The organism is Nonomuraea sp. NPDC049378, assembly GCF_055586745.1.
Genome location: NZ_JBVJHP010000048.1, coordinates 1 through 14,013 on the forward strand (window position 1 = coordinate 1; position 14,013 = coordinate 14,013).

At 67.6% G+C, this 14,013-nt stretch carries 13 protein-coding genes; 9 read left to right on the forward strand and 4 right to left on the reverse strand.

Translation table 11 applies throughout. The annotated features are described in order from the left end of the window. Positions 1–433: 433 nt before the first annotated feature. A complete protein-coding gene (locus ACZ6SA_RS48875; protein ID WP_465836317.1) occupies positions 434–934 on the reverse strand; it encodes a hypothetical protein in 501 nt (166 codons plus the stop codon). Positions 935–1,245: 311 nt separating this feature from the next. Between ACZ6SA_RS48875 and ACZ6SA_RS48880 the strand changes: the two genes are divergently transcribed. From ACZ6SA_RS48880 to ACZ6SA_RS48890, 3 genes are read left to right on the forward strand one after another with little or no spacing between them, the layout of a single operon-like run. Continuing rightward, positions 1,246–1,662 (forward strand): DoxX family protein, encoded by a 417-nt coding sequence (locus ACZ6SA_RS48880; RefSeq protein WP_347648992.1) that lies wholly within the window; start codon positions 1,246–1,248, stop codon positions 1,660–1,662. A gap of 38 nt (positions 1,663–1,700) precedes the next feature. Next, positions 1,701–2,450, forward strand: coding sequence for a hypothetical protein (locus tag ACZ6SA_RS48885; RefSeq protein WP_347648991.1), 750 nt, complete (start codon positions 1,701–1,703; stop codon positions 2,448–2,450). An 11-nt stretch (positions 2,451–2,461) separates the two neighbouring features. Then, positions 2,462–2,974: a DinB family protein gene (locus ACZ6SA_RS48890; RefSeq protein WP_347648990.1), complete on the forward strand. Its 513-nt coding sequence runs from the start codon at positions 2,462–2,464 to the stop codon at positions 2,972–2,974. Here the strand turns inward: ACZ6SA_RS48890 and ACZ6SA_RS48895 are convergent. The 3 genes from ACZ6SA_RS48895 to ACZ6SA_RS48905 all read right to left on the reverse strand — a co-directional run bounded on the left by ACZ6SA_RS48895 (position 2,971) and on the right by ACZ6SA_RS48905 (position 5,207). After that, complete coding sequence (locus tag ACZ6SA_RS48895; RefSeq protein WP_465836320.1) at positions 2,971–3,918, reverse strand: VOC family protein; 948 nt, start codon at positions 3,916–3,918, stop codon at positions 2,971–2,973. The genes ACZ6SA_RS48890 and ACZ6SA_RS48895 overlap by 4 nt on opposite strands. Next, positions 3,908–4,630 (reverse strand): TetR/AcrR family transcriptional regulator, encoded by a 723-nt coding sequence (locus ACZ6SA_RS48900; protein ID WP_465836322.1) that lies wholly within the window; start codon positions 4,628–4,630, stop codon positions 3,908–3,910. Before ACZ6SA_RS48900 ends, ACZ6SA_RS48895 begins: the two co-directional genes overlap by 11 nt. Positions 4,631–4,727: 97 nt before the next feature. After that, positions 4,728–5,207, reverse strand: a complete 480-nt coding sequence (locus ACZ6SA_RS48905) for an ATP-binding protein (protein WP_347648987.1) — start codon at positions 5,205–5,207, stop codon at positions 4,728–4,730. 234 nt (positions 5,208–5,441) lie between these two features. On the opposite strand from ACZ6SA_RS48905, the gene ACZ6SA_RS48910 reads away from it, so the two are divergent. The 6 genes from ACZ6SA_RS48910 (at position 5,442) to ACZ6SA_RS48935 (ending at position 13,603) form a co-directional block, all read left to right on the forward strand. Continuing rightward, positions 5,442–6,308 carry a helix-turn-helix domain-containing protein gene (locus ACZ6SA_RS48910; protein WP_347648986.1) on the forward strand — a complete coding sequence of 289 codons (867 nt, stop codon included), beginning with the start codon at positions 5,442–5,444 and terminating at the stop codon, positions 6,306–6,308. Positions 6,309–6,475: 167 nt separating this feature from the next. Further along, positions 6,476–7,852: a trigger factor gene (tig, locus tag ACZ6SA_RS48915; RefSeq protein WP_465836325.1), complete on the forward strand. Its 1,377-nt coding sequence runs from the start codon at positions 6,476–6,478 to the stop codon at positions 7,850–7,852. Between the two features lie 370 nt (positions 7,853–8,222). After that, entirely contained in the window at positions 8,223–8,855 is a 633-nt protein-coding gene (locus tag ACZ6SA_RS48920) for a ClpP family protease (protein WP_132332989.1), read from the forward strand. A 10-nt stretch (positions 8,856–8,865) separates the two neighbouring features. Then, positions 8,866–9,489 carry an ATP-dependent Clp protease proteolytic subunit gene (locus ACZ6SA_RS48925; protein ID WP_132516299.1) on the forward strand — a complete coding sequence of 208 codons (624 nt, stop codon included), beginning with the start codon at positions 8,866–8,868 and terminating at the stop codon, positions 9,487–9,489. A 184-nt stretch (positions 9,490–9,673) separates the two neighbouring features. Beyond that, positions 9,674–10,957 carry an ATP-dependent Clp protease ATP-binding subunit ClpX gene (clpX, locus tag ACZ6SA_RS48930; RefSeq protein ID WP_132516300.1) on the forward strand — a complete coding sequence of 428 codons (1,284 nt, stop codon included), beginning with the start codon at positions 9,674–9,676 and terminating at the stop codon, positions 10,955–10,957. A 72-nt stretch (positions 10,958–11,029) separates the two neighbouring features. Further along, a complete protein-coding gene (locus tag ACZ6SA_RS48935; protein WP_465836328.1) occupies positions 11,030–13,603 on the forward strand; it encodes a valine--tRNA ligase in 2,574 nt (857 codons plus the stop codon). The last annotated feature ends 410 nt before the right edge of the window (positions 13,604–14,013 follow it).

The following is a 14,013-nucleotide window of genomic DNA, read 5'->3' on the forward strand; positions in this document are numbered from 1 at the left end:
TCATGATCGCGATGGTTGCCTATGTCCCGAGACACGTTCGGCCGAGGTTTCCTATGTCCTGCGACATGGGTTTCCTATGTCCTGAACCAGCACACTGTCGCCCCGACCAGCACGAACAGCAAGAAGGCCACTCCCCAGGACGGGGAGTGGCCTTCTGCGTCGCAAGTGAGTGACATGCCGCGTCACTGCTGAGGGTCGAGGCGCCGAAGATACGGTCCATGGCGAGAGCTCCGGACTGCACGAGAGGTCGAATCTGCTTGCGGTGGACAAGCTTCGGTCACGGCTGTGCTGCTGTGGCCTCGCCCAATGGCGATCATCATCGTCCGACGCTTCGGTGCGCCCCGTGATTGTTCCCGCCCGCGTCCGGAACGGCTTCCGTCTGCTCATGCAGCCGTTCGATGCCGCGGCGGGGCGGCCGGCCGCCAGCACCTCCTCACGTGGCCGTCCGGCGTTCCGCTTCCAAGACCACCAGATGTCCGGACGTGTTCTGCTCAGACAGGCGTTTGAAAAGAATCATGTTGGACGCATCGAGTGGTTCGTTGAACCCATCTGAAGTCGCTACGTCGTAGTTCATCAGCGGCTCAACTGCGATGTATGCGTTGACCCATGTGTCCGACTGCAAGTGTGTACGCCAAAGGTTCGGCGGGTTCTCAGCCTTCCATCCGCGCGCTCGAAGGATGCCCAGCGCCCTGTCGAGGGCCTCACGGAAGCTCGACCCACCGACGTCCACCACGAGGATGTCCGTGATCTCAGTGAGGCCGTCCCAGTACCACTCGGTCGTGGTGGCCGCCAGCACCCTTCCCGTACCTCGCAGGTCAGCGATGAGTTCTGGAGCTACACGCGATTCGCTGGGAAGGAACTCCGAACGGCACCCGGTGGCGAGTGAGGCGACAAGCGCGAATGCGACAGCCGCGGAGACGAGGCCGGTTCTCATCGTGACTACTCCGTCCAGCAGCGGGTGGGAGCGACTCAACTCTTCGCCGGAATCAGCGACGACTCCAGTATGTGTAGCGTTCATGGCCCGGAGGAAGGATCGGGTCAGGACATGCCTCCGGCGGGACCGCTCCCGGCACCGAGGTGATCGCCACGCTGCCCGCACACCGGATCGGTGAGCGGCCTTCGTACGTACCGGCTCCCGGAAGGGGTGCATCTATGTGCACCCCTTCCGGGTAGCCAGGCCGATTCTCCCCGGCCGCGTCCGCCCCTAGCGTCGAAGCAGGAAGCCGATCGACAGGGGAGAACGCCGTGACCACCACAGAGAGCAAGGCCGATCGTACGGCGGCCGGCGGGCGCGTCCTCTCCGCCGTCCTCTGGTTCCTCCAGGTTGTCGTGGCCGGTGTCTTCCTGATGTCGGCCATGGGGAAGTTCTCGAACGTCGAGCCGGCGAGGTCCACGTTCGAGGCCATCGGGTTCGGAGACTGGTTCCGCGTCCTGGTGGGCGTGCTGGAGGTGGCGGGGGCGGTGGCGCTGTTCGTGCCGCGGCTGGCCGGCCTGGCGGGTCTGGCGTTCGTCGGGCTGATGGCGGGCGCGACGCTGACCGAGTCGTTCGTGTCGGGTGGCGGCGTGGTGATGCCCCTGACGACGCTCGTGCTCTGCGCCGTGATCGCCTGGGGGCGCAGGCGGAGTACGGTCCGGCTGTGGACGGTCGTCACCCGGCGGTAAATAGACTGTGAAGCCCGCCCCCCGTCACGGGCAAGGACATGTTGAAGCTGTTCGACGACGACCCGATCTCCCGCCCCCTCACCTATCCAGGCCGGATCCCGGAAACCTCCGGGGTCCTGCTCGACGACGCGTACGCGCCGCTCAAGCCGGCGGGCAGCAGCCCGGGGGAGTGGCGCGCGGCCGGCGAGCCGCTCAGCGCACTGCTGGCACACCGGGGCTGCCGGCCGCTGTCGGCTCGTCACCGCGTCGTCGCCGTCGGATCCAACGCCGCGCCGAGCCAGGTGCGCAGGAAGTTCCTCGACCGCGGGGTGTGCGGCGTCGTTCCCATGACGCTCGCCGACGTGCCGGGCGTCGCCCCCGGCGTCTCGGCCCATGTGAGCAGGGCGGGCTACGTGCCCGCCGCGCCGATCGAGGCGCCCGGCGAGACGTCCAGGCTGTTCGTGCTCTGGCTGGACGAGCGGCAGCTGGCCGCCCTCGACCTCACCGAGCCCAACTACACGAGGACCACGCTCGCGCACCCGCTCACGCTGGAGCCGGGTCTGCACTTCCCGCCCGCCTTCGTCTACGCGGGCAAGCACGGGTGCCTCATGGACGCCGGCCGCCGCCCCCGCCGCCTGACGTCCCAGCGAGCGCTCATCCGGTCCCTCCTGGAGGAGACCCCAGGGCTGAGCCACCTGTGCGGTGACACGCCGGACGACTTCGTCGCCACCGTCAGGGACGACACCGTGCGCGCGGCGGCGTCCCGCCTCCTCCAGGCTCGGCCGCGGCCCGAGGTGGCCGCCGGGTAGAGTCTGGCCGCGTGACCGACACCAATGCCGACACCCGCGTTCCTCCACCCCGGGCCGGCGACGAGCGAAGCATCCTCGACACCTGGCTCGAGTGGCACCGCGGCACGCTCGCCGTCAAGTGCGCCGGCCTGACGGACGAGCAGTTGCGCCTCCGTTCGGCGCCGCCCTCCACCCTGTCCCTTCTGGGCCTGGTCAGGCACATGGCGCACGTGGAGCGTTCCTGGTTCCGTCGTGTGCTGAACGGCGAGGACATCCCCAAGCTGTGGGACAAAGACCGCGACAACGACGCCGACTTCAACGAGGTCGACACCGCCTCCGTCGAGGAGGCGTTCGCCACGTGGCGGGAGGAGATCGAGCTGGCCCGCGCCATCTCGGCCGCCGCGCCGCTGGACGCCGCCGGCGAACACAGGGGCGCCGACTGCACCCACCGCTGGATCCTCGTCCACATGATCGAGGAGTACGCCCGCCACAACGGCCACGCCGACCTGCTACGCGAACGCATCGACGGCGCAAAGGGCGACTAGGGGCGGCCGGTCTCGCGGAAGATGATCGCGGCGCCGAACGCCGCGCGGGCGGGCACGACGAGCTCCCCCGCGGAGGTCCTGCCCAGCGGGATGCCTCCGGCGCGCAGGAGGCGTTCGGTTCGCGCGGCGTCGTTCACGCCGACCGCGTAGGCCACGAAGCCGGGCAGCGCCGCCGCGCTCTCGCCGGGCAGCAGCTCGTCCAGTCCCGACGCGGCGGCCAGCGTGACCCTGGCCTCTCCTCCGAGCTCGAACACGCGCACGGGCCCGTCCCGCCGTGCCGTACGCCCCAGGTAACGCTCGTAACGCCGCTCGGCCTCGTCGAGCGCGTCGTCGGCCACGCACAGCACGCACTCGACCAGCCCGTGCGCGCCGTTGGGGTGGCTGATGCCGGCCGAGGCGCGGTCGTTGGCGGCCAGCCCGACCCGCCCTTCGGGGACCCGGCCGGGCTCGATGCCGTCGATCTCCAGGTAGCGGACGGGCTCCATCCGGGTCCCGTCCGCCGTCTCGACCGGGCGTTGCGCGGCGTGGACGCCGCCGTGCCCGACGCGGGCCGCCGCCAGCCGCGCGGCGGCCCCGTCGATGTCCTGCGCGTCGAACATCAGGATGTGCACGCCCTCGAAACGTCGCAGGCAGGCCTCCAGGTTGGCCGCGGTGCCGCGGACGGCCTCCTTGAGCGCGGTCAGCCGCTCCGAGGGAGCTTTCAGGGGGATCAGCCTGGCGTCTCCCGGCACCCGCCCGGATCCCGCGACCGTGACCAGCTCGACGAAGTTGCCGGGGAAGTACGCGTGCGTGTTGCCCACGCCGAACGGCTCGGGAGGCTCGCCGAGCACCGGATAGGCCGGGCCAGGCAGGCTGAACCCGAGCCGCCGGTAGCGGTCCAGCGCCTGGTCCATGTCGCGGACGAGGTGGCCGACGTGGTGCAGCCCGTCGATGTCATGATCCATGTTTGCCTCCGTAGGCGGCGTCCCTGAAGTCATGGGAGAGTCGTTCGAAGATCTCGACGACCTCTGCGGCGGCGGGCTCGCGTGCGGACGGCCGCTCGGGCTCGAAGGTCCTGCGCAGGGTGTCGGCCAGATGCCCGGCCTTCTCCTCCAGCCCGAGCGTCACGTCGGCGGGCAGCAGCGGTTCGATCGCGAAGAACCCGAACACGATGGTCGGCAGCGAGTAGTCCAGATCCTCAGGACGCAGCCCGGCGCGCAGCAGCCCGTGCCCGGCCAGCACCCGCAGATAGTCGCGCGAGGCGATCAGCTTGGTGCCCTCCAGCGGTTTCCTCGCCGGGCTGGAGAGGAACTTGTCGAGCGTCTCCGCGTCCCTGGTGAAGAGGGCCCGCAGCACCGGCCGGCCCATCGCCTCCAGGAAGAACCTGCGCATGTAGCGGTGCAGCATGATCTCGTCGGGGTCGGCTCGCATGGCCGCGGCCACGGCGTCCAGCATCGCGACCGCCTCGCGGGCCGCCACGGCGAAGAACAGCTGCTCGCGCGTGCGCCAGTGCAGGTAGATGGTGCCCTTGCCGACTCCGGCCAGCTTCGCGATCTCGTCGATCGTCACCCGCCGGTATCCCCAGCGCAGCAGCAGTTCCTTGGCCGCGTCGAGGATCCGGTCGGCCCGCCCGTCGTGCTGGCCTCGCATGTCCCACCCCCATGACTGATGACTCATGACCAATATAGTGCTCTGGTCACGCCGATGCGCATGCAGGTGCGCATGACCATGCATGGAAGGAGGTCAAGGGGGTCGTACGGGAACTGAAGGGTCTCTAAGGGGCGTCAGCGTGGAAGAGCGCCCAGACGGCCTTGCCGCCGCTCGCCAGCGGGTCCCAGCCCCAGCACTGGCTGTACGTTTCGACGATGTAGAGGCCGCGCCCGTTCTCGGAGATGAAGTCGGGCTCCTTGGGCCGCGGCACCTCGTCACTCGGGTCGGCCACCGCCAGCAACACGTGCGGTGCGACCCGCATGAGCAGCAGCTCGATGCCCCGCCCCCCGCGCGCGTACATCGCGTACCTGATGGCGTTGGTCACCAGCTCCGACACCACCAGCGCGGCGTCGTCGCTCAGGTCGTGCAGGCCCCAGCCGCGCAGCGTCGAGCGGGTCACGTCTCTGGCGGTCTTGACCGAGTCGGCCTGGAAGGGCAGCGGGCACGAGGTCGTGTACGGCTTCCCGCCCATGAGAAGGTGCTCGAAACCGACTTCGCGGGTGATCTGCAGGCAATCGGCAGTGGCCAGCGGATCCTCCACCATGCTGCCGATACCTCCCCGTTGAACCTTCGTTAGTGCATGTTTGGCCCAATATGCACTAACCCATGATGGGTCACGCGGCCGGGTCGCTGCAAGACCCAAATGCACGTGCAGTTGCATTGTGCAGGAGCAAGCGGCGTCAGGATTACGGCCGCCGAATCGGACACGAGGTTGAGACCTTGTCATACGTGGCGATGTGGTGTCACTGTGTGTGCGGACCTTGATAGGAGGAAGCAAGTGACGCAGAACCAGCCGGGTTCCGGGCCGACGGCGCTGCGCATCCTCCTGGGCTCCCAACTGCGCAAGCTCAGGGAAGCGAACAACGTCACCCGCGAGGAGGCGGGCCACCTCATCCGGGGCTCCGAATCCAAGATCAGCCGCATGGAGCTGGGCCGGGTGGGGTTCAAGGAACGCGACGTGGCGGACCTTCTCACGTTGTACAAAGTCGTGGACGCGCAGGCCCGTTCCGCCGTGCTCGACCTGGTCGCCACCGCCAACGAACCGGGCTGGTGGCACCGGTTCAACGACGTCCTGCCCACCTGGTTCCAGGCGTACGTCGGCCTGGAGGAGGCCGCCGCCAGGATCAGGACCTACGAGGTCCAGTTCGTGCCGGGATTGTTGCAGACCAAGGAGTACACCCGGGCCGTGGTGACCGCCGGGGCGGCGGGCATCGGAGCCGAGGAGATCGCCAGACGGGTGGACCTCCGGCTGGAACGCCAGCGGATCCTGGACAAACCCGACGGGCCCATCTTCTGGGCGGTGATCGACGAGGCCGCGTTACGCAGGCCCATCGGCGGCGCCGAGGTGATGAGAGCCCAGATCGAGCACCTGATCGAGCTGATGCGCCAGCAGAGCATCACGATCCAGGTCATGCCGTTCAGCTTCGGGGGGCACAGCGCGGAGGGCGGAGCGTTCAGCATCCTGCGCTTCCCCGACAGCGACCTGCCGGACGTCGTGTACGTCGAGCAACTCGCCAGTGCGCTCTACCTCGACAAGCGCGAGGACGTGGACCGATACACCGAGGTGATGGAGCGGCTGTGCGCCGTGAGCACCACCCCGGACGAGACGATCGAGCTGTTGCGGACGATCGCGGACGAGTTCTGAGAGTCGTGACGTCGTTGTCGGGTGTGCATCTGCCCTAGACTGGCAGTCGGCGTTGGATCCCGCCGTGGCGGAGCATGCCCGACACCGCTCATGTGGGCGCGGCGCGTGAGCCGAAACCGATGAGACGCGCCCGCGATCACTCGTAGCTTGATCAAGGAGACCATTCCGTGAAGACCGCTGTCGAGGAGCTCAGCCCGACCAGGGTCAAGCTCACCGTCGAGGTGCCGTTCGACGAGCTGCGCCCCAGCATGGATGCGGCATACAAGAAGGTCGCGCAGCAGGTGCGCGTCCCCGGGTTCCGGCCTGGCAAGGTTCCGGCCCGCATCATCGAGCAGCGCTTCGGCCGGGCGGTAGTGCTGGAGGAGACCCTTAACGACGCGGTGCCCAAGCTCTACGGCCAGGCCGTCGACGAGGTCGACGTGTTCCCGGTCAGCCAGCCGGACATCGAGGTCACGAAGATCGACGACGGTGAGCAGATCGAGTTCACCGCCGAGGTCGACATCCGGCCCAACTTCGAGGTCCCCGAATACCAGGGCGTCGAGGTCACGGTCGACTCCGCCGAGGTCTCCGACGACGACGTCAACGCCCAGCTCGACGCGCTGCGCCAGCGGTTCGCCACGCTCACCGGCGTCGAGCGGCCCGCCGCCAACGGCGACTTCGTGGTCATGGACCTGCGCGCCGAGATCGACGGCAAGAACATCGAGGAGCAGCAGGCCAGCGAGGTGTCCTACGAGGTGGGCGCCGGCTCCGTGCTGCAGGGCCTCGACGCCGCGCTCGAAGGCATGTCCGCGGGTGAGGAGAAGAGCTTCAAGACCGAGCTGGTCGGCGGTGACAACGCCGGCGAGGAAGCAGACGTGATCATCAACGTCAAGTCGGTCAAGGAGAAGGTCCTGCCCGAGCTCGACGACGAGTTCGCCCAGCTCGCCAGCGAGTTCGACACGCTTGAGGAGCTTCAGGCCAGCATCCGCGAGCAGGCTCGCCGCAACAAGCTGATCGACCAGGTCGTGCAGGCGCGCGACAAGGCGCTCGACGCCGTGCTCGACAAGATCGACATCCCGCTCCCCGACAGCGCGCTCAAGGCCGAGGTCGACGCCCGCAAGCACAACCTCGACCACCAGGTGGCCGAGAGCGGCCTGAGCCGTGACGCCTTCTTCCGCCTCTACCAGACGACGGAGGAGGAGCGCTTCGCCGAGTTCGAGTCCAGCGCCGCCAAGGCGATCAAGGTCGGCTTCGTGCTCGACAAGATCGTCAAGGCCGAGGAGCTGGGCGTCTCCGAGCAGGAGCTGACCAACTTCGTGGTCCGCCGGGCCATGGAGATGGGCGTGCAGCCCAACGAGCTGGCCAAGCACCTCGCCGACAACGACCAGCTCACGCTGGCCATGGTCGAGATCGTCCGTGACAAGGCCAAGTCCGTGCTCGGCGACGCCGCCAAGGTGGTCGACACCGAGGGCAACGAGGTCGACCTCAAAGGCATCTACAGCGAGATCAACGGTGGCGAGGCCGTCGAGGAAGAGGACGCCGAGGGCGAGAAGGCCGACGCCTGACGCTCCGAGCCAACCGGAGCCCCTGGACCCGCCGGTCCGGGGGCTCCGTCGTGACCGGACGCCCTCCGGCCCGGGCTGGAGCGCTCAGACGGCTTGTGAGGCGCCAGGAGGACCCGCGGCCCCCGCGGACGGCGGGCCGGCGCTCGTCGCGCGGCGCACGCCCTCTCAGGACGTCTGAGAGAGGCCGCCGTACGCGTGCTGCCTCACCAGGGGACGAAGACCGCACAAGCCGAAGAAGCGTAACAGGCAACCATTCGCTCGAACCTGCGCCGTCAGCGAACAGTACGGGGGACCGGGCATGACCTGTGGGCCGGGGGCGTTAGGGTCACAAGCAAAGCCCATCGATTACGACGCATCGGAAGGTGACGCTGTGACCAGCCCGCCGACCTTCTATCAGCCTGAGTCTCGAGGCCGTGAGAACGGCTCCGCCTTCCGGCTTGAGGACCAGCTTTACCAGCGCCTGCTTCGCGAGCGCATCATCGTTCTCGGGCAGGAGGTCAACGACGAGATCGCCAACCGCATCTGCGCAGAGCTGCTGCTGCTCGCGGCCGACGATCCCGACCGCGACATCACGCTCTACATCAACTCGCCGGGTGGCTCGGTAAGTGCGGGTATGGCGATTTACGACATGATGGAATACGTCCCTAACGACGTATCCACGGTCGTTATGGGTATGGCCGCGTCGATGGGGCAGTTCCTGCTGTCCGCCGGCGCCCGAGGCAAGCGTTACGGCCTGCCGCACGCCCGTGTCATGATGCACCAGCCCTCCGGCGGCATCGGCGGCACCGCCGCAGACATCGCCATCCAGGCCGAGCAGATGCTCTACGTGAAGAAGACGCTGGCCGAGCGGATCGCCCACCACACCGGGCAGCCACTCGAGCAGATCGAGGCCGATTCCGACCGCGACCGCTGGTTCACGGCCGAAGAGGCCAAGGACTACGGCTTCATCGACCACGTGGTGCGCAGCGCACGGCAGGTGCCCACGCAGGGCCCGGTCTCCTAGGGGAGCTGACATGAACATCGAAAGCCGTTACGTTCTCCCCTCCTTCGTCGAGCGCACGTCCTACGGCGTGAAGGAGATGAACCCGTACAACAAGCTCTTCGAGGACCGCATCATCTTCCTCGGAGTGCAGATCGACGACGCGTCGGCCAACGACGTGATGGCCCAGCTGCTGACGCTGGAGTCACTCGACCCCGACCGTGACATCAGCATCTACATCAACTCGCCCGGCGGCTCGTTCACGGCCATGACGGCGATCTACGACACGATGCAGTTCGTCCGGCCGGAGATCCAGACCGTCTGCCTCGGCCAGGCCGCGTCCGCCGCGGCTGTGCTGCTGGCCGGCGGCACCCCTGGCAAGCGGTTCGCGCTGCCCAACGCCAGGGTGCTGATCCACCAGCCGTCCACCGAGGGCGGCGGCCAGGGCAGCGACATCGAGATCCAGGCCCGCGAGATCCTTCGCATGCGTTCCCTCCTCGAGGACATCGTGGCGAGGCACTCGGGCAAGTCCTCCGCTGAAATCCGCAAGGACATCGAACGCGACAAAATTCTCAACGCGGACGAGGCGAAGGCGTATGGTCTGATCGACGACATCATCCCGTCCAGGAAGAAGCGAGCTCAGGCCGTGGCTTCCTAGACGAGACGTGACGCGCCGGAGCGCTGCCCAAGAGGGCACGTTCCGGTGCGACTCGCCGCTAGGGGGCTCACTGAGGGCCCAGAAGACGGTAACGTCGAAACCTGAGCGGTTCGGCCTAGTCCGGAGGATGTCCGGAGACACTGCTCGCGTGAGCAGGGCGGTCCCACGCAAAGGAGTATCTGGGGTGGCACGCATCGGCGACGGGGGAGACCTGCTGAAGTGCTCGTTCTGTGGAAAGAGCCAGAAGCAAGTCAAGAAGCTCATTGCCGGTCCAGGCGTCTACATCTGCGATGAGTGCATCGATCTCTGCAACGAGATCATCGAGGAGGAGCTCTCCGAGTCCTCCGAGCTCAAGTGGGACAACCTGCCCAAGCCGAGGGAGATCTACGAGTTCCTCGACGCCTACGTCATCGGTCAGGACAAGGCGAAGAAGGCTCTTTCGGTGGCGGTCTACAACCACTACAAGCGGGTGCAGTCCGGCGACCGGGGCAGAGACGACGGCCTCGAGCTCGCCAAGAGCAACATCCTGTTGCTCGGGCCGACGGGTTCGGGCAAGACGCTGCTGGCGCAGACCCTGGCGAAGATGCTCAACGTGCCCTTCGCCATTGCCGACGCCACCGCGCTGACCGAGGCCGGCTACGTCGGCGAGGACGTCGAGAACATCCTTCTCAAGCTCATCCAGGCCGCCGACTACGACGTGAAGAAGGCCGAGACCGGCATCATCTACATCGACGAGGTCGACAAGATCGCCCGCAAGAGCGAAAACCCGTCGATCACGCGCGACGTCTCGGGCGAGGGTGTGCAGCAGGCGCTGCTGAAGATCCTGGAGGGCACCACGGCCTCGGTGCCTCCGCAGGGCGGCCGCAAGCACCCCCACCAGGAGTTCATCCAGATCGACACGACCAACGTGTTGTTCATCTGCGGCGGTGCCTTCGCGGGTCTGGAAAAGATCATCGAGTCGCGCATCGGCAAGAAGGGCATCGGCTTCAACGCCATCATCCGGTCGAAGGAAGAGGTCGACACCGCCGACGTCTTCGGCGACGTGATGCCGGAAGACCTGCTCAAGTTCGGCATGATCCCCGAGTTCGTCGGCCGCCTGCCCGTCATCACCTCGGTGCACAACCTCGACCGCGAGGCGCTCATCCAGATCCTCACCGAGCCCCGCAACGCGCTGGTCAAGCAATACCGCAAGCTTCTCGAGCTCGACGGCGTCGAGCTGGAGTTCACCGACGGCGCCCTCGAGGCCATCGCCGACCAGGCCATCCTGCGCGGCACTGGCGCCCGCGGGCTGCGCGCCATCCTGGAGGAGGTGCTCCAGTCCGTCATGTACGAAGTGCCCTCCAGGCAGGATGTCGCCCGCGTGGTCATCACCCGCGAGTCGGTCCTGGAACACGCGATCCCGACTCTCGTCCCGCGCGACCAGCTCGCCGCCAAGCAGCAGCGCACCCCGCGCGAAAAGTCGGCCTGAGCCGCAGCCGTTCACACCGGACGCCCCGTGGTCGCGAACCATGGGGCGTTCCGCTTTCCCGCCTCCCTAGAATTGGTCACTGTGACAACGCCAGAGCTGCCTACTCAATACACACCGGCCGACGTCGAGACCCGGAGCTATGAGCGCTGGGTGTCCGAAGGCTACTTCCGAGCCGACCCGGGCAGCACACGCGAGCCGTACAGCATCGTCCTTCCGCCGCCCAACGTGACGGGCGTCCTGCACATCGGGCACGCGCTCGACCACTCCGTCCAGGACGCGCTGACGCGACACGCGCGGATGAAAGGCCACGAGACCCTGTGGCTGCCGGGCATGGACCACGCCGGCATCGCCACCCAGAACGTCGTGGAGCGCGAGCTGGCCAAGCGGGGCTTGTCACGCCACGACCTGGGCCGCGAGGCGTTCGTCGAGCGGGTCTGGGAGTGGAAGGAGGAGTCCGGCGGCCGGATCCTCAGCCAGATGCGCAAGCTCGGAGACGGCGTCGACTGGTCACGCGAGCGGTTCACGATGGATCCCGGCCTCTCGCGGGCCGTGCAGACGATCTTCAAGAAGCTGTTCGACGACGGGCTGATCTACCGCGCCGAGCGCATCATCAACTGGTGCCCGCGCTGCCTGACCGCGCTGTCCGACATCGAGGTGGAGCACAGCGAGGACGAAGGCGAGCTCATCTCGATCCGCTACTCCGACGAGATCGTGGTCGCCACCACGCGCGCCGAGACCATGCTCGGTGACACGGCCGTGGCCGTGCACCCCTCCGACGAGCGTTACGCGCACCTGATCGGCACGCTCGTGGAGGTGCCGCTCACCGGCCGCATGATCCCTGTGGTCGCCGACGAGCACGTCGACCCCGAGTTCGGCACCGGCGCGGTCAAGGTGACCCCCGCCCACGACCCCAATGACTTCGAGATCGGGCGGCGCCATTCGCTGCCGTCGCTGACCGTCATGGACGAGCGCGGCGTGATCACCGCGCACGGGCCCTTCCAGGGGCTCGATCGCTTCGAGGCCCGGCCCGCCGTGGTCGCCGCCCTGCGTGCCGAAGGCCGCATCGTCGCGGAGAAGCGACCCTACCTGCACTCGGTCGGTCACTGCTCGCGCTGCAAGACCGTGGTCGAACCCCGGCTGTCGCTGCAGTGGTTCGTCAACGTCTCGCCGCTGGCCAAGGCCGCCGGCGACGCCGTTCGCGACGGCCGCACCCGCATCCACCCGCCCGAGCTGGCCAAGCGCTACTTCGACTGGGTCGACGACATGCACGACTGGTGCATCTCCCGCCAGCTCTGGTGGGGCCACCGCATCCCGGTCTGGTACGGCCCTGGCGGCGAGGTCGTGTGCGTGGGCCCCGACGAGGAGCCGCCCGCCGGCTACACCCAGGACTCCGACGTCCTCGACACCTGGTTCTCCTCAGGGTTGTGGCCGTTCTCGACCCTCGGCTGGCCCGACTCGACACCCGAGCTCCAGCGCTTCTACCCGACCTCCGTTCTGGTCACGGGTTACGACATCCTGTTCTTCTGGGTCGCGCGCATGATGATGTTCGGCCTGTACGCCATGGACGGCGAGCCGCCGTTCCGCGTCGTCGCGCTGCACGGCATGGTCCGCGACCAGTACGGTAAGAAGATGTCCAAGTCGTTCGGCAACGTGGTCGACCCGCTCGACTGGATCGAGCGCTTCGGCGCCGACGCCACGCGGTTCACCCTGCTGCGCGGCGCCAACCCCGGCGCCGATGTCGCGGTGAGCGAGGAATGGGCGGCGGGGTCCCGCAACTTCTGCAACAAGATCTGGAACGCCACCCGGTTCGCCCTGATGAACGGCGCCACCGTGGGCACCCTCGACGACGCCGAGCTGACCCCGGCAGACCGGTGGATTCTCTCGCGCCTGCAGTCGGTCGTCACGGCCGTTGACGCCGCGTTCGAGGAGTTCGAGTTCGCCAAGGCTTCCGACCTGCTCTATCACTTCGCCTGGGACGAAGTCTGCGACTGGTACCTCGAGCTGGCCAAGATCCAGCTCGGTGAGGGCCGGGAGCACACCCGGCTCGTGCTCGGCCACGTGCTCGACGCGCTGTTGCGGTTGCTGCACCCGCTGGTGCCGTTCGTGACGGAGGAGTTGTGGCGGGCCGTGACCGGCGGCGCGTCCGTCGTCGTGGCGTCGTGGCCGAAGGCCGACGGCCGTTACACCGACGCCGCGGCCGAGGCCGAGATCGGCGCGCTGCAGGAGCTGGTGACCGAGGTGCGCAGGTTCCGCTCCGATCAAGGGCTCAAGCCCGGCCAGAAGGTGGCCGCCCGCCTCGGGCTGGCCGGCACGCCGCTGGCCGGCCAGGAGACGGCGATCCGCGCGCTGCTGCGCCTCACGGCGCCGCCGGAGTCGTTCAGTGCCACGGCGCGTTTCACGGTCGGAAAGGTGTCCGTGGAGATCGACACCGCGGGCGCCATCGACGTCGTGGCCGAGCGTAAGCGGCTGGAGAAAGACCTCGCCGCCGCACGCAAGGAGGCCGCGCAGGTGGCGGCCAAGCTGGGCAACGAGCAGTTCATGGCCAAGGCACCGGACGACGTGGTGGCCAAGGTGCGGGGCCGTGCCGAGCAGGCGTCAGCCGACATCGCACGGCTCGAGGCACAGCTCGCCCGGCTCGGGGTTTGAACCTCGGCCCCGAAGGGAAGGTCTATTCGTTACCTGAGAACGGACCTTCGACCCCGCCGGGGCTGCTACAGTTTTTGAGGCGGGGCAGTCAACCCCGACACCCCTCTGATCAAACCCCGACTTTCGGGCGGTCCGGCCACGCGGTTGGACAACGGCCGGATGTTGGAGTAAGTTAGCAGGGTTGCCTCCAAGCGGGGCACGTCCGGAAGATCCCGGATCGGGCGGTTTGACAAGAATCGTCCGAATAGGGTAATCTAGAGGAAACGAAGTGTGAGCCTCCACGTTGGAGTCGGTCAAAGATTCCAGCGGGGATGTACGCGTGCGTTTCTTGAGAACTCAACAGTGTGTTAAAAGCCAGTGCATGATGCACAACCCCGTTGATCGACGTTTGTCGGTTGATGGATTCCTTT

Excerpts from the sequence above, each read along its gene's own strand:
- ACZ6SA_RS48875 (WP_465836317.1), bottom strand. The coding sequence starts at position 934 with ATGAGAACCGGCCTCGTCTCCGCGGCTGTCGCATTCGCGCTTGTCGCC.
- ACZ6SA_RS48885 (WP_347648991.1), top strand. The coding sequence starts at position 1,701 with ATGTTGAAGCTGTTCGACGACGACCCGATCTCCCGCCCCCTCACCTAT.
- ACZ6SA_RS48895 (WP_465836320.1), bottom strand. The coding sequence starts at position 3,918 with ATGGATCATGACATCGACGGGCTGCACCACGTCGGCCACCTCGTCCGC.
- ACZ6SA_RS48900 (WP_465836322.1), bottom strand. The coding sequence starts at position 4,630 with ATGAGTCATCAGTCATGGGGGTGGGACATGCGAGGCCAGCACGACGGG.
- ACZ6SA_RS48905 (WP_347648987.1), bottom strand. The coding sequence starts at position 5,207 with ATGGTGGAGGATCCGCTGGCCACTGCCGATTGCCTGCAGATCACCCGC.
- ACZ6SA_RS48925 (WP_132516299.1), top strand. The coding sequence starts at position 8,866 with ATGAACATCGAAAGCCGTTACGTTCTCCCCTCCTTCGTCGAGCGCACG.